Genomic DNA, 23,127 nt, shown 5'->3' with positions numbered 1-23,127 from the left:
TGCCTGGTTACGCCCTAGCTCATTCCATTGAACCCGGTCCGAGCTCTTGTGACCATCGATCCACGCCTAAATCCGGGGCAATGCAACCCCTGATGACCTGGGTTGTAGCTCCTCGAACACTATCAATCTCGGCGGTGTTTCCGGCAGAGACACTCGAAGCCGGAAAGTACCCGTGGTCTCGGCAACGACTACGGTTACGACGTGTTCTCCATCGCCGCCCTGGTTCCCTCGCCGCCGATCCTGGTGCCCGAGCTGTGCGGCGGCGTGGCGGACGCGGCGGGAATCGACCAACCCGATCCGCGCGCCGTGCTGCGCGCCGCAGTGCTGGACGCGGCGCATGTCCTTGCTGCCGTGACGGACCGGTGGACGGTACTCGGCGCGGGGGCCGAGAACGGTGTGCTCGGGCCGGAAACGCTCGGCACATTCCGCGGGTTCGGCGTCGACGTGCGGGTCGGACTCTCCGCCGCCGCGCTCACCTGCTCGGCTGAGGCAGACCTCCGGCTTCCGCTGTCCGTGCTGGTCGCCGGGTGGTTGCGTGGGCGGGTCGCGCCCGAGGCGGTCGCCGAGGCGCACATCATGTCGGCGGGCGCGCGACCCGATCGCTGCGCCGAACTGGGGACGAAACTGCGCGCCGAGCTGGACGCCGACGATGCGCCACGGGGCGTGCTCGTAGTCGCCGACGGCGCGGCCACCCTGTCCACCAAGGCGCCCGGCTACCTCGACCCACGGGCCGAAGCCGTGCAAAACGAACTGGATCACGCTCTGACGGCGGGCGACCGCGCCGGAATCCACGCGCTCGACCCGGCGCTGTGCGCCGAACTAGGCCTCTCCGGCCGCCCGGCCTACCAGATGCTGGCCGGGCTCTTCCACGCCGATCCGGTGGTCGAGACGCGCTACCGCGACGCGCCGTTCGGCGTCGGCTACCACGTGAGCCTCTGGCGGCCCTCAGTCGAGGACGTCCCGTGACCGGCGCGGGAATCCGTCCGATCGCGGTCGTCGGGCCGACCGCCACCGGCAAATCCGACCTCGCTCTCGACCTGGCTGAACGGCTCGGCGGCGAGATCGTGAACATCGACGCGATGCAGCTCTACCGGGGCATGGATATCGGCACCGCGAAGCTGACCGTCGCGCAGCGGCGCGGCATCCCGCACCACCAGCTCGACGTGCTGGAGGTGACCGAAATCGCGACCGTCGCCGCCTACCAGGCCGCAGCGAGCGCCGACGTCACCGCGATCATGGACCGAGGGCGGGTGCCGATCATCGTCGGCGGCTCGATGATGTACGTCCAGGCGCTGCTGGACCAGTGGGATTTCCCGGCCACGGATCCGGCCGTGCGGGCGCGCTGGGAGGCGGTGCTCGCCGACGGCGGCGTCGCGTCGGTGCACGCGGCGCTGCGGAAAGCCGACCCGGTGGCCGCGGCCACCATCCTGCCCACCGATGGCCGCCGCATGGTGCGCGCGCTCGAGGTCGTCGAGCTCACCGGCCGTCCGTTCGCCGCATCGGCGCCGCGGATCGGACAGCCGCGGTGGGGGACCGTCATCATCGGCGTAGACCGCGAGACCGCGGCTCTGGACGCGCGCATCGAGCAGCGCACCGCCCTGATGTTCGCGGGCGGGCTAGTCGAGGAGGTGTGCGGCCTGATCGAGCGCGGGCTCCGCGCCGGCGTCACAGCCCGGCGCGCCATCGGATATGCACAAGTCCTGTCCTACCTGGACAACGAATACGACCTGAGCCACGCGCGGGAACGCACTCTGATCGGCACGCGCCGCTACGTCCGCAGGCAGCGCTCGTGGTTCCGGCGAGATGCCAGGGTGCACTGGGTGGACGGCGCCGCCCCCGATTTGTCGGCGACGACGCTCGCCCTGCTCGACGAGAAAGAACGGACGCAGTGACCCGACGTGTGACCACTCGCAACGCCTCGGTCCAGGTGTGGCAGGCCTATCTGAACAACCGGACCAAGCGCCACCGCGACGGCCGGTTCCTGGTGCAGGGGGTTCGACCGATCACCCAGGCCGTCGCCAACGACTGGCCGCTGGAGACATTGCTCTACCGCCTCGGCGCGCCAGATCTGTCCAGCTGGGCGCGCGAGCTCTTGGACACCAGCGGAGTGCCGCAGGTCGGCCTGGTGCCGGAGCTGATGGCCGAACTGGGCGAAAAGTCTACCGGCATACCGGAACTGGTAGCCGTCGCGGTGTCCAAGCAGGTGGCACTGGAGACCTTCGAGCCGGGTGAGCCGGGAGAGGACGCACCGGTGGTCGTGGTGTTCGACCGCCCCAACTCGCCCGGCAATCTCGGCACGCTGATCCGGTCGGCCGACGCCTTCGGCGCGAGCGGTGTCATCGTCACCGGGCACGGCGCCGATCAGTACGACCCGCACACCGTGCGCGCGTCGACGGGTTCGCTGTTCGCCATGCCGGTGATTCGTGCCGCCGGACCCGCCCAGGTGCTCGAGTTCCGCGACCGCCAGGTGCTCCGCGGCATTCCGACGCGGATCGTCGGTACCGACGAGAAGGGCCCCCGCGCTGCCTACGATCACGATTTCACCGAGGCGACGATCCTCGTCGTCGGCAACGAGACCAGCGGGATGAGCGCGGCCTGGCAGCAGACCTGCGACGACATGGTGCACATCCCGATGGGCGGCACCGCCAGCTCGCTCGGCGCGCCGTCGGCGGCGGCGGTGGCTCTCTACGAAATTTCCCGGCAGCGCCGGACGTTTGCCAAGTGACCACAAGAGGGAGACATCGCACGTGCCGGACATCGAGTTCACCAAGGGGCACGGCACCGAGAACGACTTCGTGGTGCTGTCCGACCCACAGGTGGGTCTTGCCCTGACCCCCGAGCGGGTCAGCGCGCTGTGCGATCGCAGGCGCGGGATCGGTGCGGACGGAGTACTGCGGGTCGCCAGGGCTGGTGCGCTGCGGGGCGCCGGTGTGCTCGACGAGATCCCGGAGGGTGTCGGCGCCGACGACTGGTTCATGGATTACCGCAATGCCGACGGCTCGATCGCCGAGATGTGCGGCAACGGCGTGCGCGTGTTCGCCCACTACCTGGCGGCGTCGGGACTGGAGACCCGCGACCGCTACGTCGTCGGCAGCCGCGCCGGGGCGCGCCCGGTCACCGTGCACGCCGCGGACCTGGTCACCGGTGATGTCACCGTGGGCATGGGGAAGGTGCGCGAACTGGGCGAATCGACCGCGACTATCGCGGGCTGGGCGATGTCGGGGATCGGCATCGATGTGGGCAACCCGCATCTGGCGTGCGTCGATACCGGACTGTCGTCGGAAGCCCTCGGCAAGCTCGACCTGACCGTTCCGCCCGGCTTCGATCCCGACCTGTTTCCGCACGGCGTGAACGTCGAGATCGTCACCGCGCTGGACACCGATCGCTCGGTCGACATGCGGGTGTACGAGCGCGGCGTCGGCGAAACACGCTCGTGCGGAACGGGAACCGTTGCCGCGGCGGCCGCGGCGCTGGCTGCCGAAGGCTTCCGGATCGCCGAGGACACCGGCCGGGCGACCGTCCGCGTGCCGGGCGGCGAGGTGACCGTCGGACTGGAGAACGGTACGGCGTGGCTACGCGGACCTTCCGTTCTGGTGGCTACCGGCCGACTCGCCTTCTCCTGGTGGGACGGCATGTGAGCTGCGCGGGTCCGCGAAATAACCGAGTGAACCTGCCGCCGTTTCGTGGCAGCATGGATGGCGTATGAGCAAATCAGAGACGTACCAATTCACCCCGGCGGCCGCGAGCGATGGCGCCGCCGAGGAGTTCGATGACACTGTGACCGGTGACGTCGTCGCAGAGCACGCCGCTCGGATGAACCGCACCGGTTGGTCCGCCGACCCCACGGTCGGCGAACTGCAGTTGGAGGACCGCAGCTCGCTACGTCGTGTGGCGGGTCTGTCCACCGAACTCACCGACATCACCGAGGTCGAGTATCGCCAGCTGCGCCTGGAACGGGTCGTACTGGTCGGTGTCTGGACCACCGGGACCGCCATGCAGGCGGAGGCGAGCATGGCCGAGCTGGCCGCGTTGGCCGAGACCGCGGGCTCCGAGGTGCTCGAGGCGCTGATCCAGCGCCGCGACCGGCCGGACCCGGCCACCTACATCGGCTCCGGCAAGGCCGACGAACTGCGTTCCGTAGTGCTGGAGACCGGCGCGGACACCGTGATCTGCGACGGTGAGCTGACCCCCGCACAGCTGACCGCGTTGGAGAAGGTGGTCAAGGTGAAGGTGATCGACCGGACCGCCTTGATCCTGGACATCTTCGCTCAGCATGCGACCTCCCGCGAGGGTAAGGCGCAGGTCTCGCTGGCCCAGATGGAGTACATGCTGCCGCGGCTGCGCGGCTGGGGTGAGTCCATGTCCCGGCAGGCCGGTGGCCGCGCGGGCAGCAACGGCGGCGTGGGCCTGCGTGGTCCCGGTGAGACCAAGATCGAGACCGACCGCCGCCGTATTCGCGAGCGAATGGCAAAGCTGCGCCGCGATATTCGTGAGATGAAGACCGCGCGTGACACCATGCGGGCACGCCGCAACTCCAGCGGCATCCCGTCGGTGGCGATCATCGGCTACACCAACGCGGGCAAGTCGAGCCTGATGAACGCCCTCACCGGCTCCGGCGTGCTGGTGCAGGACGCGCTGTTCGCCACCCTCGACCCGACGACCCGCCGCGCCGGCCTGGACGATGGGCGAGAGGTGGTCTTCACCGACACCGTCGGCTTCGTTCGCCACCTGCCGACCCAACTGGTCGAGGCGTTCCGGTCCACCCTGGAGGAGGTGACCGGCGCCGACCTGCTGTTGCACGTGGTCGACGGCTCCGACGCGCTGCCCGCCGAACAGATCAAAGCGGTCCGCGAAGTGGTGACGGACGTGATCAAGGAATCCGGTGCGCCTGCCCCGCCGGAACTGCTCGTGGTCAACAAGATCGACGCGATCGATCAGATGGAGCGCACCCACCTGCGCGGACTGCTCCCCGACGCCTCGTTGGTCTCGGCCCACACCGGCCTCGGCATCGACGCATTGCGCGCGCGCCTCGCCGAAACGCTCGGTGGGCTGGACGTGGAGATCAGCGTGTTGCTTCCGTACACGCGGGGCGACCTCCTCGCTCGCATCCACGCCGATGGCCGCATCCTGACCTCCGGCCATGAGGAGGGCGGAACCCGCGTTCGTGCCCGCGTCCCGCATGCCCTCGCCGCGGCCCTGTCGGCGTACGCGCACGCGGGAACGGCCGGCGCGCCGGAGGCGGACGGGCATTCGTCCGCGTAGCGACAAGGTCGCGGGTCTGTCCTGCTAAACGGGTGCCGGTCCTCGCCGCTCGCTGATGGATGCCCGCCGATAGGCTCGGGGATCTCGTGGGCATGTGGGCGGACTCACATCAGACCTAAGTGCTAGCGGCCGTGCGGATGTCGCGTCAGCGGTTACCTGCGGATTCGCTACAAGGTCGTCGGTGCGAACGCCCGAGCTGGTCGGGCGTGTCGCAGGACGCCTCGCACATCGAATGCGACACAGTCGATTCGTTATATATCGTCGGCGCACCGACAGCAGGAGGGTTCATGTCGCACGACCGCCGCGGGGCCGCCGATTCCGGTGATCGGCATTCGGGTGCCAAGAGCGCCGATCCGGTGCTCAGTGACGGTGCGCCGCTGTCTGTTTCGCTGACCGAGACCGATCTGCGGGTGCTCGACACTCTGCTGGCGCCGCTGCGCGCGTGGACGAGCCCGCGCTTCTACGGCCTGGAGAATCTTCCCGCTGACGGTCCGGTGCTCCTAGTCGGCAACCACAACCTGATGGGCGGCATCGACGCACCGCTGCTGCTGCCCGAGGTGCTGCGCCGCCGTAGCCGCCTGGTCCGCGGCTTGGCCGAGAACGTGCTGATCAACGTCCCGGGGCTACGCCAACTCCTGCACTACTACGGCGCGGTGCGAGGGACCAGGGACAACTGTCTTGCCCTGCTCCGGCGCGGCGAGGCCGTCATGGTCTTTCCGGGCGGCGGTCGCGAGGCGGTGCGCCGCAAGAACGAGAAGTATCTGCTGAAGTGGGAAGGTCGCAGCGGCTTCGCTCGCATGGCCATCGAGGCGGGTGCCCCGATCGTCCCGGTTGCCATGATCGGCGTCGATGACGCCTACGACATCGTCGTCGACGGCGACCATCCGGTTCTGCGCCCACTGCGCTGGACCGTCGAAGCCCTCGGGCTCAGCCGCGACCTCACCCCTCCGCTCATCCGCGGCATCGGCCCCACCGTCATCCCGCGCCCGGAGCGCTTCTACTTCTCCGTGGGCGCTCCGATCGACCCGGAGCCCTGGCGCGGCGCCGACGACGTGCACGCGGCCGCCAAAGAATTCCGTGATGTGGTACGCAAGGCGCTGGAGGAGGAGATGAATTTCCTCTTCGCCGAACGTGAGCGCGACCGGGGGCGCACCTTGGTCGGTCGGCTGCGTGGTCGGCTGAACATCTGAGTACCGATCGGGTTCGCCATCATTCTGGGATGGCCCTGGGTCGACGGATAGGCGACCTCGGCCTTCGCGCGTTTGCCGAGAATCGCGCCCGATGTTTCGAAGCCACGCCCTCAGTCCAGGTGAGGAACGATCTCCAGACCAGAAGTGAACGTGGATTCTCTTTCCGGGTACCGTATGTGGCAACGAAGGCCGGTGTGGACCGGCTGGTGTGGGTCACTAGGAGGTTGGCGTGCAGCGCACACTGTTCGAAGCCGAACACGCACTGTTCCGGGAGTCGTACCGCAAGTTTCTCGATCAGCACGTCGCGCCGAACCATACGAGGTGGGAAGAGCAGGGCATCGTCGACCGCGAGGTCTGGCTAGAGGCGGGCAAGCAGGGCTTTCTCGGAATGGCCATGCCGGAGGAGTACGGCGGCGGCGGAGTCGAGGACTTCCGCTACAACGTCATCGTCGCCGAGGAGTCGGTCCGCCGTCAGTACTCCGGTCTCGGCTTCGCTCTGCACAATGATGTGATCGCCCCTTATCTGCTGGAGCTGGCCGATGACGAGCAGAAGCAGCGCTGGCTGCCCGGCTTCTGCTCCGGCGAGATCATCACCGCAATCGCGATGACCGAGCCGGGCACCGGTTCGGACCTGCAGGGCATCAAGACCCGAGCGGTGCGCGACGGTGACGACTGGATCCTGAACGGCGCCAAGACTTTCGTCACCAATGGCATCAACTCCGACATCGTGATCGTGGTCGCGCAGACCGACCCGGACAAGGGCGCCATGGGCTTCAGCCTGCTCGTGGCGGAGCGCGGCATGCCCGGCTTCGAACGCGGCCGAAACCTGGACAAGCTCGGCCTCGCGGCGCAGGATACCGCCGAATTGAGTTTCACCGACGTGCGCGTGCCCGGCAACAACCTGCTCGGCACTCAGGGCATGGGCTTCGTCCACCTCATGCGCAACTTGCCCCAGGAGCGCTTGTCGATCGCCGTCATGGCGGCCACGGCGATGGAGGCCTGCCTGGAGATGACCATCCAGTATGTCCGCGACCGCAAGGCGTTCGGCAAGCCGATCGGCGCCCTGCAGAACACCCGCTTCGTGCTCGCCGAGCTGGCCACCAAGACCACCGCGGTGCGCCTCATGGTCGACAAGTTCATCGAAATGCTCAACGAGGGCGAACTCACCGCCGAGGACGCCGCCATGGCCAAGTGGTGGAGCACCGAAGAGCAGCTCGACCTGATCAACCGCTGCCTGCAACTGCACGGCGGCTACGGCTACATGAAGGAATACCCCATCGCCAAGGCCTATATGGACGCCCGCGTCCAGACCATCTATGGCGGCACCACCGAGATCATGAAGGAAATCATCGGTCGCAGCTTGAAACTGGCCTGATAGCAGGCAGCTGAATGAAGACATCCGGCCGAGAAAGCTCACCTTCGCGGCCGGATATCGGATGAGGTCAAGCCATCTCGGGCACGCGCAGGTGAGCGAAAGCCAAGTCGTACTCCGCCACCTCGAGCACGTCGGCACCCATCCGACGGGTCGCCGCGGCCCTGATCTGATCCGCCTTTTCGCGGCTGTTGTCCAGGGCCGCACGGCTCGCCCAGACCATCGCACCTACCGCTCGACCGGTTGCCCGGTCGACGAACAGACTGGCGCTGCGGAACCCGTCTATCATCTCCGCCTCCGGCAGCACTCCCACCTTCAGGGTGTCGATCACCTGGTCGATGTTGTCCGGATCGGTCTGCAACCACGTGCACCGAGTGCACGCGCCGTCGCCGGCCAGGTGATCACGGTGCATTACCGCGATTTCCCATTCTTCGACCCGCTCCACCGGGCCGTTGAGCATGTGGGCCAGGCCATCACGTAGTGCTCGGGCCCGCCCTGTGCTGGCATGCATCGCACCCTCGGATTCCCATGCGGTTGTGGCGATGCAGCGCCCTGATGCCCGCTCTACCATCAATGACAGGCCGACCCACCCCTCGATCTCGGACAGATTCGGCATCACTTCATCGCGGAGGTTTGCGACCCCGCTGTCGATCGATGACGGCTGGGCCGCAATTGTGCTTGAACGTGCGTACACGAGCCACCTCCTGCCCTGGTCAGGGCGGCGCCCCGGTGGCGCCACCGGACATATTTACCCTCCTCCAGTGTGAGCGTGCGCGCAATGCCTCATTTCACGGGCAGATTCTCCAGTTATTTTTTAACCTGGTACGAGTTCTTGCTGAAATGTTCAGTCGTAGCGAGCGCAGTCCGGAAAATGATGAGATATAAAGGTGCGGAAGAGGATTGGTGATTTCATGGAAATCCGGTCTTTTCGACAGCCTTGTGATGATTCTGGGAACGTTTCTCATGTAGGTGATTTCCCATTCGCCGATCCCTTTTAGCAGACGCGTGCGGCGCCGGTGTGGGGAACGCAGAGGCGAGCCCTACGGACCGCGACACATCGTTCGGGAAGCGGGAGCGCAGTCCTCAGACATCGACCGTGGGCAGGGTGACAACGAAGCGGGCGCCACGATCAATACCGTCGGTTACGCGGATGTCGCCTCCGTGCCGCTCGATGACGTCGCGGACAATGGCGAGGCCGAGTCCTGCGCCGCCTTCGTCGCGGCTGCGGGCATCGTCCAGGCGGACGAAGCGCTGGAAGATTCGGGTCCGGTCGGCTTCCGGAACACCGGGACCGTCGTCGGCGACGTCCAGCACGGTTGTGCGATCGCCAGTGTGGTGCAGGCAGACTCGTACGGTGGTGGCCGCGTGCCGCTGGGCGTTGTCGACGAGGTTGCCGAGTAGGCGGGCGAGCTGGAGTCGGCTGCCGGTGACCACGACCGGGTCGTTCGGCAGCACGGTGTCGACGGTGATCCGGTCGCCGACCCGGTGGGCCAGTTCGTCGCGGACCAGTGCGGCCAGATCGACGCGGTCCGCACGGGGTTGCTCGCCCGCGTCGAGCCGGGCCAGCAGCAACAGATCGGCCGCGAGATGTTCCAGCCGGACGGTGTCTCCGATCACGCCGTCCAGTTCGAGCAGGTGCGGGTGCGCCTGGGCGACCTCTAGCTGGGTGCGCAAGCTGGCGATAGGGCTGCGCAGTTCGTGCGCGGCGTCGGCGATGAAGCGGCGCTGGCGTTCCGCGGATGCCTCCAATGCGGCGAGGGTGGCGTTCGTAGTGCTTGCGAGCCTGGCGATTTCGTCGCGCGAGGCGGATTCCGGGACGCGGCGGGAGAGGTCGCCGTCTTCCATGATCTCGGCGAGCTCCGACCGGATCGACTCCACCGGGCGCAGGGCACGGCGGGTGACCAGCCAGGTCACCCCGGCGACCACGGCGAGCAACGGCGGCAGGCCGATGAGCATGGCTTGGCGCGCATCGGCCACCGCGCTGTCGGCGGTGTCGAGGGAGACGCCGGCGTAGACCGTGACGGGCTGCCCGCCCGCGGTGGTGGCCGCGACCGCGGCCACCCGGAAGGGGCTGGGTTCGCCCCCATCCACCGTCAGCCGCACATCACCGAACATGACCTCGGTGGCGGTCGGGTCTTTGGTGGTGGCAGTGGGCGGCTCGTCCTCGCCGTCCTCGCCGTCCTTCTCGTCTTGGTCGTCGTCCACTTCGTCGTCTTGGTCGTCCTCGTCTTCCCGGGACGCCGAATACGGGCCGAAGTCGGCCATGGGAGGTTGGCCGCGGAGGTCGTCGTCGGCTGCCAAAACGAGGCGGTCGGCCGAAACAACCTGTACCGGTTGGCTGTCGGCGTCGGGCAGCTTCAACCGTGTGAGGTCGGTGCTCGCCGCGAGCTGGGTGGCCACGTCACGGGCTGTCGTCTCCGCTTGCAGACTCGCACTCTCGACCAAGTTGTGCCGCAGCACCGCGAGCACCGTCAGCCCGGCAGCGGTCAGGGCCACCGCGACGACGGCGGTGGCCGCGAGGGTGGTGCGCGCCCGGACCGAACTCCACCACCCTCGCCTGCGTCTCGGCCGATCAGTCACGGTCGGCCACCAGCCGGTAGCCCGCGCCGCGGACGGTGGTGATCGATCGGCGATCGAACGGAGCGTCGATCTTGCGGCGCAGCGTGCTGATGTAGACCTCGACGATGTTCGGGTCGCCGTCGTAGGCGAAGTCCCAGACATGCTGGAGGATATCGGCTTTCGACACCACCTCCCCGGCGCGAACGGCGAGGTGTTCGAGGACGGCGAACTCTTTCGCGGTGAGCGTCACGTCTTGGGCGCCGCGCCGGCATGTGTGGGTGTTGGGGTCCACGATCAGATCGCCGATGCGCAAAACCTGCGCGCCGCCGCGCGTTCGGCGGCGCAACAGGGCGCGGATGCGCGCGAGCAACACCACATAGGAGAACGGCTTGCTGAGGTAGTCGTCGGCGCCGGTGTCCAGGCCTTCGGCCTCGTCGTATTCGCCATCCTTCGCGGTGAGCATCAGCACCGGTGTCTCACGGCCCGCGGCGCGCAGCGTGGCACATACCCGGTAGCCGTTCATGCCCGGCAGCATGATGTCCAGGATGATCAAGTCGTAGTCGGTGGTGGTGGCCGCGTGCAGCCCCTCGGTGCCGTCGTGGACGACGTCCACGGCAAATCCCTCGGCGGACAACCCTTTTGCGAGGGCGAGGGCCAGACGCTTCTCGTCTTCCACAATCAGCAGACGCATCCCACAAGGGTGACAGACTGTTCCTGAAGCAGTCTTCAGGTGGCTTCAGGTCGCCTTCAGCTCGGGTTTGCCACAGTGCTGATCACATTCGAGAGCACGACTCCCGCAGGAGGTTTCACCATGACAACCGTTTTCCACCGCGCACTCGCCGGTCTGCGCTGGATCCTCGTCGGCGCCGCCGTCGTCGCCGGCGTGAGCCTAGCCCTCACGGCCGTCGCCACCGGCGGAAACGTTGGGCACACCGTCTCCTTCTCCGCGCCGGCCACGGACTGGTCGCTGATCGCGGACCCCAGCATCACACGGCAGCAAGCCATCGACAAAGCGGTCGAAGCCGTGCCCGGCGGCCGGGTGGAGTCCGCCGAGTTCGACACCAACGGCGGCAGCGCAGTATGGGAGGTCGAACTCGTTACCCCCGACGCTGTGGAGCACGAGGTGACCATCGACGCGAACAGCGGCAAAGTACTCGAGACCGTCAACCACGACTGACTCCCGCCGCATGCCGATACATCCCCGTCATAGCGGTATGAGGCATTTCTTCCCGCCAGAGGCGCGATCACAGGGAGAACTCCCGCTGGCGCGAGAGACCGGGCTCCGGTTGGCGACGTGTGCGTCGCACGCCGGAGTCTCGGCATCAGCCAGGGTGTCGCTGATTTCGCAAGCCAACCTTCGCCGCGAGAGTAGCCTCAAAGGGTCCTCTCGAGTAGCGGAGGCCGCGATGCACGAAATGGCTATCACCCAGAGTGTCATCGACGCCGTCTGTGAGCACGCGGCGGGACGGCGGGTGTACTCCATCACCGTCGAGGTCGGCGCGCTCTGTGCCGTCGTGCCAGGGGCCATGCGGTTCTGCTTCGAACTGGCGGCCGAGGCGACAGTGGCGGAGGGGGCGGAGCTGATCCTCGTGGAAATCCCGGGCGCCGCGGCATGCCGCAGCTGCGGCGCCGAATTCCGGCTCGCCGATCCGATCCTGCTGTGCCCGTGCGGCAGCGCCGATGTGGAGATCCGGTCCGGGCGCGAGCTGCGTATCCGATCGATGGAGGTAAGCGAGACATGTGCGCAACCTGCGGATGTGGCGACGACGCGGCGGCCGTGATCCGAGTCCCGCACGAGCATCACCACGACGACGGGCACGACCACGCTCACTCACCCGAGCACGACCACCCACACGGCGCGGACCACGTCCACCTGCCCGCCACCGAGACGGTCAGCCTGGAATTGAAGGTCCTCGCCAAGAACGATGAACTTGCGCGGCGCAACCGGGCCTGGCTGGCCGAGCGCGACATCCTGGCGCTCAACATGACCAGTTCCCCTGGCGCGGGCAAGACGACCCTGTTGGAGCGGACCATCCGCGAGTTCGGCCAGACGCCGATCGCGGTGATAGAGGGGGACCAGGCGACGCTGCTGGACGCCGAACGGATCAGGGCGACCGGCTGCCGCGTCGTCCAGATCAACACCGGCGCGGGGTGCCACCTCGATGCCGAGATGATGTATCGCGCGCTGGAAACCCTCGACCCCGAGCCTGGCACGCTGTTGTTCGTCGAGAACGTCGGCAACCTGGTCTGCCCGGCGCTGTTCGATCTCGGCGAGCGCGACAAGGTCGTGATCATCTCGGTGACCGAGGGGAGCGACAAGCCGCTGAAGTACCCGCACATGTTCCAGGCGGCGGGCCTGGTGCTCGTCAACAAGATAGACCTGCTGCCCTACGTCGATTTCGACCTCGACAGATGTCGTGAGTACGCCGCCTCGGTGCATCCCGGTGTCGGGGTCCTTCCGCTCTCGGTGACCACCGGAGAAGGACTGTCTTGCTGGTACGACTGGCTCGCCGAGCAGCGGGGCCGGTCCGGCGTCGGGGCCTTGAGCAAGGTACGGGGCGAGCCTTAGGATGGCGTGACAAGGATCACATCGACGGGTGGCCTTCTTCGAGAAAGGTGAGATCGGCTCCCGATGATCCGCTGCAGAAGGTGGCAGTCCGATGCCCACACGAGAAGCAGTACAAGCCGAGGACACGTTGATCCACGTTCTCTGGATCAACGCAGGACTCAGTTGTGACGGTGACTCGGTCGCTCTGACCGCGGCCACCCAGCCGAGCATCGAAGAGATCGCCCTCGGCGCCCTTCCCGGCCTGCCGAAGATCGCCGTGCACTGGCCGCTCATCGATTTCGAGTGCGGCCCGAATGGTGGTGCAGACGATTTCCTGGAGTGGTTCTTCAAGGCCGACCGCGGCGAGATCGATCCGTTCGTGCTGGTGGTGGAGGGGTCGATCCCGAACGAGCAACTCCACGAGGACGGCTACTGGTGCGGCTTCGGCAACAATCCCGCCACCGGCCAGCCCATGACAACCAGCGAATGGCTGGACCGTCTCGCGCCTAAGGCGACTGCCGTGGTAGCGGCGGGCACATGCGCGACCTATGGCGGCATCCATGCGATGGCGGGCAACCCGACTGGCGCGATGGGCGTACCCGACTATCTCGGCTGGGACTGGACGAGCAAAGCGGGCATTCCGATCGTGTGCGTGCCCGGCTGTCCGATCCAGCCGGACAACCTGTCGGAGACGCTCACCTACCTGCTCTACCTGGCGACCGGGCAGGCGCCGATGATCCCGCTCGACGAAGCGCTGCGGCCGAAGTGGCTGTTCGGCGCGACCGTGCACGAGGGTTGCGACCGCGCGGGCTACTACGAGCAGGGGGAATTCGCCACCGAGTACGGTTCGCCGAAATGCATTGTGAAACTGGGTTGTTGGGGCCCTGTCGTCAAGTGCAACGTGCCCAAGCGTGGGTGGATCAATGGCGTGGGCGGCTGCCCGAACGTGGGCGGCATCTGCATCGGCTGCACCATGCCCGGATTTCCCGACAAGTTCATGCCTTTCATGGACGAACCACCCGGCGGCAAGCTCTCATCCACCGCGTCGGGGCTCTACGGATCGGTGATCCGCAGCCTCCGTCACATCACCGGCCGCACGGTCGACAAGGAGCCGCACTGGCGGCACAAGGGCCAGAAGCTGGACACCGGCGCGACTCGCACCTGGTAGGAGGGTCTCCGATGACACAGATCATCCCGGAGCCGTCGCACCGCACGATCGAACCGGACCGTCTCGTCGAGATGGCCTGGGACCCGATCACCCGGATCGTCGGCAGCCTCGGCATCTACACCAAGATCGACTTCGAGAACCGCGAAGTGGTCGAGTGCCACAGCACCTCGTCCATCTTCCGTGGCTATTCGATCTTCATGCGCGGCAAGGACCCGCGCGACGCGCACTTCATCACCAGCCGCATCTGCGGTATCTGCGGGGACAACCACGCGACCTGCTCGTGCTACTGCCAGAACATGGCCTATCGCGTGCAGCCGCCGCACCTCGGCGAGTGGATCGTCAACCTCGGCGAGGCCGCCGAGTACATGTTCGACCACAACATCTTCCAGGAGAACCTGGTCGGCGTGGACTTCTGCGAGAAGATGGTCGCTGAGACCAATCCCGGCGTGCTGGCCAGGGCGGAGAACACCGAGGCGCCGCACGCGGGCGACCACGGTTACCGCACGATCGCCGATATCATGCGGGCGCTCAACCCGTTCACCGGCGAGTTCTATCGGGAGGCGCTGCAGGTCAGCCGCACCACCCGCGAGATGTTCTGTCTGATGGAAGGCAGGCACGTGCATCCCTCGACGCTGTACCCCGGCGGCGTCGGCACCGTCGCGACGGTCCAGCTGATGACCGACTACATGTCCCGCCTGATGCGCTATGTGGAGTTCATGAAGAAGGTCGTGCCGATGCACGACGACCTGTTCGACTTCTTCTACGAGGCGTTGCCCGGCTACGAGCAGGTCGGTCTGCGGCGCACGATGCTGGGCTGCTGGGGCTCGTTCCAGGATCCCGAGGTCTGCAACTTCGAATACCGGGACATGGCGGACTGGGGCCGCAAGATGTTCGTCACCCCGGGCGTGGTGGTGGACGGCAAACTCCTCACCACCTCCCTGGTGGACATCAACCTCGGCATCAGAATCCTTTTGGGCAGTTCGTATTACGAGGACTGGACCGACCAGGAGATGTTCGTGCCGACCGATCCGCTCGGCAACCCGGTGGACCGGCGCCACCCCTGGAACCAGCACACGAATCCCAAGCCGCAGAAGCGCGACCTCGACGACAAATACAGCTGGGTGATGTCGCCGCGCTGGTTCGACGGCTCCGGCCACCTCGCCCTGGACACCGGCGGCGGCCCGCTGGCGCGGCTGTGGTCGACCGCGCTGGCCAACCTGGTCGACATCGGCTACGTGAAGTCGACCGGGAACAGCGTGCAGATCAACCTGCCCAAGACCGCGGTCAAAGGCCCGGTCACCTTGGAGTGGAAGATCCCCGCATACGGCAGCAACACGATCGAACGCAACCGTGCCCGCACCTACTTCCAGGCGTACGCGGCGGCCTGCGCGCTGCACTTCGCGGAGAAAGCCCTCGCAGAGATCAGGGCGGGCCACACCAAGACCTGGGAGAAGTTCGAGGTGCCCGACGAGGGCATCGGCTGCGGTTTCACCGAGGCGGTGCGCGGTGTGCTGTCGCACCACATGGTGATCAGGGACGGGAAGATCGCGAACTATCACCCGTATCCGCCGACGCCATGGAACGCCAGCCCGCGCGACGGCTACGGCACGCCGGGTCCTTACGAGGACGCGGTGCAGGGCCAGCCGATCTTCGAGGAGAACGACCGCGAGCACTTCAAGGGCATCGACATCATGCGCACTGTGCGCAGTTTCGATCCCTGCCTGCCGTGCGGCGTGCACATGTATCTCGGCAACGGACAGACGGTGGAGAAACTGCACTCACCGACCCAGACGCTTACCGGGGAGTGAGCGCCCGGATCCGGCGACGGGACGGGAGATGACGGTGGACGATCGCCCGATCGACCAGGACAACGCAACGCCCGACAGCCGGTGGCGCGAGGCGGGCGATCGCATCGAGACGCTGCTGGAGGCGAGCTCGGCGGGCGGCACCCTCGCCCGCGAGCGCGCCGAACAGTTGGTGCGTGAGGTCGCCGACCTCTACGGCGCGGGTCTGGCCCGCGTGATCGGACTGCTGGACGCGGCGGCGATCGAGCGGCTGGCCCGCGACGATCTGGTCGCGAGTCTGCTGCTCGTGCACGGGCTGCACCCGCACGACGTGCACACCAGGGTGCGTACGGCGCTGGACAGTGTGCGTCCCTACCTCGGTTCGCACGGCGGGGACGTCAGCCTGGTCGGCATCACCGACGGCGTGGTCCGACTGGAGCTGGCGGGCAGTTGTCGCAGCTGCCCGTCCTCGTCGGTGACGCTGGAGCTGGCCGTCGAGGACGCAGTACGTGCGGCGGCGCCGGAGATCGAGGCCATCGAAGTGGTCGCGCAGACCGAGTCGGCGGGGCTGATCCCCGCGGACTCTCTGTTGGCACGGGTGCACGCGAACGGTGACCGGTCCGGAAACTGGATCGCGGTCCCCGAACTGGCCGAGCTGGGTCCCGGCGAAATAGGCGGGTTCGCCGTCGCCGGGCTCGCGGTGCTGGCCTGCCGGGTGGGTCCGGACGTGTTCGCCTACCGGGACCACTGCCCGGCCTGCGACAACTCGCTGTCGGGCGCCGTGCTGCATCGGCGCGTCGGGTTTCCGGTCGGCGACGCGGTGCTGCGCTGCCCGACCTGCCGAGCGCACTTCGACGTTGTGCGCGCCGGTGCGCGCGTGGATGGCGACGGACACCTCGAGCCACTTCCGGTGCTCGTCCGCTCCGGTGAACTGGCGATGGCGGTGCCGGTGGAGGTGCACGGATGAATACGCCGTTCCGGGTCCTGCAGCGGATTACCGCCGACGGCAAGTCCGCGACGCGGGCGGGTGAACGGTGCGAGATGTGCGCCGAACAGATCGCCGACGAGCACCAGCACGTGGTGAATGTCGAAGGCCGTCAGCTGATGTGCGTATGCCGCAGCTGCTATCTGCTATTCGTGGACCAGGACGCGGCGCTGCGCTATCGGGCGGTGCCTGATCGGTATCTCGCGTTTCCCGGCTTCACGATCAGCCAGGGCGAATGGGACGCGTTGGAGATACCGGTCGGCCTGGCGTTCTTTTTCCGCAACTCCGCGCTGGGCAGGACTGTGGCCTTCTATCCTGGGCCCGCGGGTGCGACCGAGTCAGAACTTCCTCTGGCGCAGTGGAATTCGATCCTGGAGCGGCACCCCGAACTCGACGTGCTCGCCGCCGACGTCGAGGCGCTCCTGATCCGGGTGCCCGACCGCGGAACCGCGGCGGCGAGCTGCCTGCTGCTTCCGATCGACACCTGCTACGAGTTCGTCGGCCGGATCCGGCTACTGTGGCGCGGATTCGACGGCGGGCAGGACGTGCGGCGCTACCTGGACGAGTTCTTTGCCACCGTATCGGCTCGCGCGCGACGGGGTGGTGCGGTATGAGCCCGGTCTACTCGACGACGTTCGCCGTGCTCGAGATGAAGCCGGAGCCGTACGCTGTCGCACCGATCCTGGCCGCGCGAGTCGGAATCGCCGCACTCGCGGAGGAACCCGTGCATGCGATCGCCCTGCGCGCGCAGGTGCGCATCGAGCCGTTCCGTCGTGGCTACTCCGAGGAGGAGGGCGCGGGGCTGGCCGACCTGTTCGGCTCGCGCGAGCGCTGGCCCGCCACGCAGCGGTCGTTTCTCTGGATGCACTGCGCCACCATGGTTCCCGGGTTCACCGGTGGCGCGGAGGTGGATTTGCCGATGCCGTGCACCTATGACTTCGAGGTGACCGGGTCGAAGTATCTGTGTGCGCTGCGCGAGGGCGTCGTTCCACTGCTGTTCCTGTTCAGCGGCACGGTCTTCATCAAGGGCAGCGGCGGATTCGCGATCCAGCAGATTCCCTGGGACCGCGAGGACAAGTTCGACATGCCGATCTCGGTCTGGCACGACCTGATGGCGGCGCACTTCCCGAACACCGGCTGGCTGCGACTGCGCCGGGACACCCTCGATGCCCTCACCGCCTACAAGTCGGGGCACGGCCTGCTCGGGTTCGACGACACGGTGACTCGGCTGCTGGCCCGCGCGGAGGAGCTACCGTGACCGTCGACCCAGGCGCCCGCGCCCGTGCCGTCGCCGACGCGGTGCTGTACGAGGGCTACCTGCTGTACCCGTATCGAGCGAACTCGCGCAAGAACCAGTCGCGGTGGCAGTTCGGCGTGTTGGGACCGGACGGTGCCGCCGCGGCCGGGCTCGGCGAGGAGTCCGAGATGTCGGCGCAGTGCCTGATCGATCCGGGCGAGAACCCAGTACTCACCTGCACAATCCGATTCCTCCAGCTTCAGCGGCGACAGGTGGTGGACGGCGCTGGTACGCCGATCGCCGAGCTGACCGTCGATGCGCGGTCGTGGTTGTCCTGGGACGAGGCCGTCGCGCGGGAACTCGTCGTCGGCCCGCTGACGCCCGCGAATTTTAGTCAGCTACTGAGCGTTCCGGGCGGGACCGACACCGAGGAGATCACCGACGAATCGGGACAGTCGGTGGGCACCTTCGCGCGCACTCGGCTGCCGCTCGCGGGCCGATTCGATCTGACGATAGACCGGGACGACCGGTACCTGCGGCTCACGATCACGGTCCGCAACGTGGGCGCGCCGGCCGCCGACAAGCAGGACGCCATTGCCCGCTCGCTGATCGGGACGCACATCATCGCGGAGATCATCGGCGCACAGTTTGTTTCGCTGCTCGACCCACCGCCCGACGCCGAGGCCGCGGCCGAACGCTGCTACCGGCACCGCTGCTTCCCGGTACTTGCCGGACCCCCGGGTGACCACAGCCTGCTGCTCATCTCGCCGATCATCCTCTACGACCACCCGGAGATCGCCGAGCAGAGCGAGGGACCGCTGTTCGACTCCACCGAGATCGACGAAATCCTCAGCCTGCGCATCATGACGATGACCGACGAGGAAAAGGTGCTGGCGCGGGCGACCGATCCGCGCGCCGCCGAGATCATCGATCGCTGCGACGGAATGACGCCCGATGACCTGCGCCAGTTGCACGGTGTGCTGCGCGATCCGCATCTCGACCGGCCGCGACTGATACCGGAGGTTCCCGAGGGCATCGATTGGTGGGACCCGCTGGCCGACAACGAGGTTCGCCCGGAGTCCGATGCGGTGCCGGTCGCGGGTGTGTTGGTGCGCAAGGGCAGCCGGGTCCGGTTGCATCCGTCCCGGCGGGCCGACGCCCAGGACCTGTTCTTCGACGGCAAGCCCGCCAGGGTCGTCTCGGTGCACGAAGACGTAGACGGGCAAGCGCACGTCGGTGTCGTGCTGGACGACGACCCGGCGGCTGATCTGCACGAATGGTACGGCCGCTACCTGTATTTCACGCCTGACGAACTGGAACCGCTAGACAGCCCCGACAAGTGAAAGGAAGTCCGCTATGGAAGCGGTGGGAGTGATCTCGACGTCCATCGTCGCCGTGCTGGCGGCAGTGGGTCTATACCTCGGCGTTCGGTCGATCCCGGATATCAGGCGATATCTGAAGATCCGGCAGATGTAGCGGCCGACAGGAAGGAATACATCATGGGTAACCAACGCGAAGAGCCACAAGAAGCCCGCGGTGAGCCGGGGTCTCGCGACACCGGCTCCGACACCGTGGCCGGGGGACCCACCGACCGCGAACCGGGTGATATCGGACACGAGGAGATCACCTCCGCTGTCGGCACCGATACCGAACGGCGAGGCGAGTTCACCACGGAGCCGGGTCACGGCGCCGAACCGGTGACCCCGCCCTACCAGCAACACAAGCGGACCGCGAACGACCCGGATGAGACGGCGACCGGCAAGGTCGACGACGCGAACGTCGGCGGCGCGACGGCGCCGACCGAAGGGCAGGGGTGATCAGACGGCCACGGTGCTGATCGCCGGGATCGGCAACATCTTCCTGGGCGATGACGGATTCGGACCCGAGGTCGTGCGGCGGCTGCCGCGCTACCCCGACGCCGGCGTGCGCGTGATGGATTACGGCATCCGCGGGATGCACCTCGCCTACGACCTGCTGGACGCGTGGGACGCGCTGGTGCTGGTCGACGCGCTGCCCGATCGCGGGGAGTCCGGACGTGTCGCGGTGTTCCGCGCCGCAACCGCCGACGCCGACGCCGTGCATCTCGACGCGCACGCGATGACTCCGGCCGCCGTGTTCGCCGGGGTGCGCGCGCTGGGCGGCGCGCTGCCGCCGACCGTCGTAGTCGGCTGCCAGGTCTCCTCCGTGGACGACCGGATCGGGCTGTCCGAGCCCGTCGCCGCCGCGGTGGACGACGCGGTCGCTGCCGTCGGCCGTGTCCTCGCGGACCTGATACCCGACGGCGCACAGCCCGTCGAAGGCCACGCGGCGCAGGTCGGCACAGTCCGGGACGGCTCGTCGCCGTCGCCGACCAGAGTGCGACAGGAGGAATAACCGATGTGTCTTGGCATCCCGGGACGAGTGTTGGACATCCTCGATGGCTACCACGACCAGATCGCGCTCATCGATGTGTCCGGTGAACAGCGGAAAGTGAATATCGGCCTGCTCGGGGACGATCCGGCGCGGCCGGGCGACTGGGTGATCATCCACATGGGCTTCGTCGTCGAGAAGACCGACGAGGCCGGCGCCGCGGCGGTGCTGGACGGGCTGCGCCTGCTGCAGCGTGGAGATCAGCTATGACCGCCGCGCGGCTGCGGCGACGCCTGCTCGTGCGCGGCGTGGTCCAGGGCGTCGGATTCCGGCCGTTCGTCTACACCACCGCGGCCGAACTGGCGCTGGCCGGAAGCGTGAGCAACGACAGCAGCGGGGTCGTCATCGAAATCGAGGGCACACCAACGGCTCTGGACGAGTTCACCGAGCGGCTGCGCCTGCGGCCGCCACCGCTCGCAGTGGTCGAATCGGTCGACCAGACCGACCTTCCGGTGCGCGGCGGCACCGGATTTCACATTGCCGACACCACCCGTGACGGCGGCGGGCGCACGCTGGCCTCGCCCGATGTCGCGATCTGTGCCGATTGTGAGCGGGATCTGCGCGACCCCGGCGACCGCCGCTACCGCCACCCGTTCGTCAACTGCACCAATTGCGGGCCGCGGTTCACTATCATCGCCGGCCTGCCCTACGACCGCGAACGGACTTCGATGGCGGACTTCGCCATGTGCGACCGATGCGCCAAGGAGTACACCGACCCCACCGACCGGCGTTTCCACGCCCAGCCCATCGCCTGCCCGGCGTGCGGTCCGACGCTGGCGTACTCCGGACCGGGAACGGGTGACCCACTGGCCGCCGCGCGTGAGCTTTTGCGCGTGGGCGGAATCCTCGCGGTCAAAGGCATCGGTGGCTATCACCTCGCCTGCGATGCGGCGAATGAGGCCGCCGTTGCCGAATTGCGCAGGCGTAAACGCCGTGGCGACAAGCCCTTCGCGCTCATGGCGCCCGACCTCGCGACGGCCCGCGAAATCGTCGAGGTCGACGACGCGGCGGCCGCGCTGCTGACCAGCCCGGCTCGCCCGATCGTGCTGCTCGCCCGCCGGGCTGTGCCCGCGGCACACCGCCCGGTCGACGGCGACCCGGAGACGGGGTCCGATGCCGGATCTTTTGACGCCGCGGCGCCGATGGCAGCCAGGTCCGATGTGGCGAACACCGAATGGCACCGTTGCCCGGCCCCAGCCGCATCCGTGGCGCCCGGCAATCCGGACCTGGGTGTCATGATCGCCTACACCCCATTGCACCTCCTGCTGTTCGGCTTACCCGACGATCCGCCCGGCCCGCGAACGCTGGTGATGACCTCCGGCAACCTCGGCGGCGAGCCGATCTGCTACGAGGATGACGATGCCCACTCCCGTCTCGCCGGGCTCGCCGACGGCTGGCTCTCGCACAACCGGCGCATCCTCGTGCCGTGCGACGACTCGGTGGTCCGTTGGCTCGACGGCCATGAGCTGCCCGTGCGCCGTTCGCGCGGCTATGCGCCGCTGCCACTTGCGCTGCCGGTCCCGCTGCCACCGACCCTCGCGGTCGGTGCCGACCTGAAGAACACCTGCGCCGTGGCCGACGGCCGCTATGCCTGGCTGAGTCAGCACATCGGTGATATGGATGATCTGGCCACGCTGCGGTCCTTCGACGCGGCGCAGCGGCATCTCGCGGATCTCACCGGAGTGCGCCCGGTGCAGCTCGTCGCCGATGCGCATCCCGGCTACCGCTCCGCCGCGTGGGCGCGCAGGCATGCGGGCGAGCGAGCCGTGTACACCGTGCAGCACCACCACGCGCACATCGCCGCCGTGATGGGCGAGCACGGGCTCGGCGCCACCGAACAGGTGGTCGGCATCGCTTTCGACGGCACGGGATTCGGTCCGGACGGTGCGATATGGGGCGGTGAGGTCCTGCTGGCCGGCTATAAGGGCTACCGAAGGCTCGCCCATCTGAAATATGTGCCGCTCGCCGGTGGCGATCTGGCGGTCCGCAGGCCCTACCGCATGGCGCTGGCACATCTCTGGTCCGCCGGGATTGCGTGGCATGAGGATATTCCCGCTGTCGCGGCGTGCCCGGCGGAGGAAAGGTCGGTTCTGGCACACCAATTCGAGACCGGGCTGGGCTGCGCGCCGACCTCCAGCATGGGCAGGCTGTTCGATGCGGTGTCCTCGCTGGTCGGCGTGCGGCACGTGGTCGACTACGAGGCCCAGGCGGCGATCGAGCTGGAAGGATGGTCGCGGGGCGCCGACGAAGGCGCGCCCGAATATCGGTTCACGCCTGGCGAAGGCGATCCCGCCGCCATCGATCCCACCCCTGTGCTTGCGGCGGTGGTGGCCGACGTGCGCAGCGGTCTACCCGCCGCGGTGGTCGGAGCTCGGTTCCACACGGCGGTCGCGCAGCTGGTGCTCGATCTCGCGGTCCGCTACGCCGCGGCCCCGACGACTGTCGCCCTGTCCGGCGGCGTCTTCCAGAACGCCCTGCTGCTCACGCGGTCGTGTGCGCTACTGCGGGACAACGGGTTCACCGTGATCAGCCATCACCGGCTGCCGCCCAACGACGGCGGCCTCGCGTTCGGGCAACTCCTCGCGGGCAGCGGGGGATGAGCGGAAGGAGAGC

24 protein-coding genes are annotated in these 23,127 nt (G+C 67.7%); 21 read left to right on the top strand and 3 right to left on the bottom strand.

All coding sequences use genetic code 11. The features are described 5' to 3' along the window. Window positions 1-201 precede the first annotated feature (201 nt). The 7 genes from OH799_RS13235 (at window position 202) to OH799_RS13205 (ending at window position 7,827) form a co-directional block, all read left to right on the top strand. Entirely contained in the window at window positions 202-966 is a 765-nt protein-coding gene (locus OH799_RS13235) for a hypothetical protein (protein ID WP_406279992.1), read from the top strand. Further along, on the top strand, window positions 963-1,892 hold the full coding sequence (gene miaA / locus OH799_RS13230; RefSeq protein WP_406279989.1) for a tRNA (adenosine(37)-N6)-dimethylallyltransferase MiaA: 930 nt from the start codon (window positions 963-965) through the stop codon (window positions 1,890-1,892). The genes OH799_RS13235 and miaA overlap by 4 nt, the downstream gene beginning before the upstream one ends. Continuing rightward, the gene (locus tag OH799_RS13225; RefSeq protein ID WP_406279986.1) at window positions 1,889-2,725 is read left to right on the top strand and encodes a TrmH family RNA methyltransferase; all 837 of its coding nucleotides are present in this window, start codon (window positions 1,889-1,891) and stop codon (window positions 2,723-2,725) included. Before miaA ends, OH799_RS13225 begins: the two co-directional genes overlap by 4 nt. A gap of 31 nt (window positions 2,726-2,756) precedes the next feature. Continuing rightward, a complete protein-coding gene (gene dapF / locus OH799_RS13220) occupies window positions 2,757-3,638 on the top strand; it encodes a diaminopimelate epimerase (RefSeq protein WP_406282055.1) in 882 nt (293 codons plus the stop codon). Window positions 3,639-3,813: 175 nt separating this feature from the next. Next, window positions 3,814-5,262, top strand: coding sequence for a GTPase HflX (gene hflX, locus OH799_RS13215; RefSeq protein ID WP_406282051.1), 1,449 nt, complete (start codon window positions 3,814-3,816; stop codon window positions 5,260-5,262). Window positions 5,263-5,549: 287 nt separating this feature from the next. After that, window positions 5,550-6,452, top strand: coding sequence for a lysophospholipid acyltransferase family protein (locus OH799_RS13210; RefSeq protein ID WP_406279982.1), 903 nt, complete (start codon window positions 5,550-5,552; stop codon window positions 6,450-6,452). Window positions 6,453-6,681: 229 nt separating this feature from the next. Then, window positions 6,682-7,827 carry an acyl-CoA dehydrogenase family protein gene (locus tag OH799_RS13205; protein ID WP_406279979.1) on the top strand — a complete coding sequence of 382 codons (1,146 nt, stop codon included), beginning with the start codon at window positions 6,682-6,684 and terminating at the stop codon, window positions 7,825-7,827. 67 nt (window positions 7,828-7,894) lie between these two features. Here OH799_RS13205 and OH799_RS13200 read toward each other — a convergent pair whose 3' ends face one another. The 3 genes from OH799_RS13200 to OH799_RS13190 form a co-directional block, all read right to left on the bottom strand. Next, complete coding sequence (locus OH799_RS13200; RefSeq protein WP_406279976.1) at window positions 7,895-8,440, bottom strand: hypothetical protein; 546 nt, start codon at window positions 8,438-8,440, stop codon at window positions 7,895-7,897. Window positions 8,441-8,907: 467 nt separating this feature from the next. Further along, window positions 8,908-10,404 carry a sensor histidine kinase gene (locus OH799_RS13195; protein WP_406279973.1) on the bottom strand — a complete coding sequence of 499 codons (1,497 nt, stop codon included), beginning with the start codon at window positions 10,402-10,404 and terminating at the stop codon, window positions 8,908-8,910. Further along, complete coding sequence (locus OH799_RS13190; protein ID WP_357260770.1) at window positions 10,397-11,074, bottom strand: response regulator transcription factor; 678 nt, start codon at window positions 11,072-11,074, stop codon at window positions 10,397-10,399. The genes OH799_RS13195 and OH799_RS13190 overlap by 8 nt, the downstream gene beginning before the upstream one ends. Window positions 11,075-11,194: 120 nt before the next feature. Between OH799_RS13190 and OH799_RS13185 the strand changes: the two genes are divergently transcribed. The 14 genes from OH799_RS13185 (at window position 11,195) to OH799_RS13120 (ending at window position 23,114) form a co-directional block, all read left to right on the top strand. After that, window positions 11,195-11,560, top strand: a complete 366-nt coding sequence (locus OH799_RS13185) for a PepSY domain-containing protein (RefSeq protein ID WP_406279970.1) — start codon at window positions 11,195-11,197, stop codon at window positions 11,558-11,560. A gap of 229 nt (window positions 11,561-11,789) precedes the next feature. Continuing rightward, window positions 11,790-12,164: a hydrogenase maturation nickel metallochaperone HypA gene (locus tag OH799_RS13180; RefSeq protein WP_406279967.1), complete on the top strand. Its 375-nt coding sequence runs from the start codon at window positions 11,790-11,792 to the stop codon at window positions 12,162-12,164. After that, window positions 12,122-12,952: a hydrogenase nickel incorporation protein HypB gene (gene hypB / locus OH799_RS13175; protein WP_406279964.1), complete on the top strand. Its 831-nt coding sequence runs from the start codon at window positions 12,122-12,124 to the stop codon at window positions 12,950-12,952. The genes OH799_RS13180 and hypB overlap by 43 nt, the downstream gene beginning before the upstream one ends. A gap of 91 nt (window positions 12,953-13,043) precedes the next feature. Continuing rightward, entirely contained in the window at window positions 13,044-14,099 is a 1,056-nt protein-coding gene (locus OH799_RS13170) for a hydrogenase expression protein HypE (RefSeq protein WP_406279961.1), read from the top strand. Window positions 14,100-14,110: 11 nt separating this feature from the next. Beyond that, entirely contained in the window at window positions 14,111-15,907 is a 1,797-nt protein-coding gene (locus tag OH799_RS13165; protein ID WP_406279958.1) for a nickel-dependent hydrogenase large subunit, read from the top strand. A 28-nt stretch (window positions 15,908-15,935) separates the two neighbouring features. After that, on the top strand, window positions 15,936-16,850 hold the full coding sequence (locus OH799_RS13160) for a NifU family protein (protein ID WP_406279955.1): 915 nt from the start codon (window positions 15,936-15,938) through the stop codon (window positions 16,848-16,850). Then, on the top strand, window positions 16,847-17,482 hold the full coding sequence (locus OH799_RS13155; RefSeq protein ID WP_406279952.1) for a DUF5947 family protein: 636 nt from the start codon (window positions 16,847-16,849) through the stop codon (window positions 17,480-17,482). Before OH799_RS13160 ends, OH799_RS13155 begins: the two co-directional genes overlap by 4 nt. Next, window positions 17,479-18,126, top strand: coding sequence for a DUF6084 family protein (locus OH799_RS13150; RefSeq protein WP_406279949.1), 648 nt, complete (start codon window positions 17,479-17,481; stop codon window positions 18,124-18,126). Before OH799_RS13155 ends, OH799_RS13150 begins: the two co-directional genes overlap by 4 nt. Further along, a complete protein-coding gene (locus OH799_RS13145; protein ID WP_406279946.1) occupies window positions 18,123-19,448 on the top strand; it encodes a hypothetical protein in 1,326 nt (441 codons plus the stop codon). The genes OH799_RS13150 and OH799_RS13145 overlap by 4 nt, the downstream gene beginning before the upstream one ends. 13 nt (window positions 19,449-19,461) lie before the next feature. Continuing rightward, window positions 19,462-19,581: a DUF6893 family small protein gene (locus tag OH799_RS13140; protein WP_406279943.1), complete on the top strand. Its 120-nt coding sequence runs from the start codon at window positions 19,462-19,464 to the stop codon at window positions 19,579-19,581. 23 nt (window positions 19,582-19,604) lie between these two features. Further along, window positions 19,605-19,922: a hypothetical protein gene (locus OH799_RS13135; protein ID WP_406279940.1), complete on the top strand. Its 318-nt coding sequence runs from the start codon at window positions 19,605-19,607 to the stop codon at window positions 19,920-19,922. Window positions 19,923-19,935: 13 nt separating this feature from the next. Continuing rightward, window positions 19,936-20,478, top strand: a complete 543-nt coding sequence (locus OH799_RS13130) for a hydrogenase maturation protease (RefSeq protein WP_406279937.1) — start codon at window positions 19,936-19,938, stop codon at window positions 20,476-20,478. Between the two features lie 3 nt (window positions 20,479-20,481). Continuing rightward, complete coding sequence (locus tag OH799_RS13125; RefSeq protein WP_406279934.1) at window positions 20,482-20,724, top strand: HypC/HybG/HupF family hydrogenase formation chaperone; 243 nt, start codon at window positions 20,482-20,484, stop codon at window positions 20,722-20,724. Next, window positions 20,721-23,114, top strand: coding sequence for a carbamoyltransferase HypF (locus OH799_RS13120; RefSeq protein ID WP_406279931.1), 2,394 nt, complete (start codon window positions 20,721-20,723; stop codon window positions 23,112-23,114). The genes OH799_RS13125 and OH799_RS13120 overlap by 4 nt, the downstream gene beginning before the upstream one ends. Window positions 23,115-23,127 lie beyond the last annotated feature (13 nt).

The organism is Nocardia sp. NBC_00881, from assembly GCF_045207455.1.
Lineage (GTDB): Bacteria > Actinomycetota > Actinomycetes > Mycobacteriales > Mycobacteriaceae > Nocardia.
The sequence above is the reverse complement of the archived record's forward strand: the minus strand, read 5'-3'. Positions and strand labels throughout refer to the sequence as shown.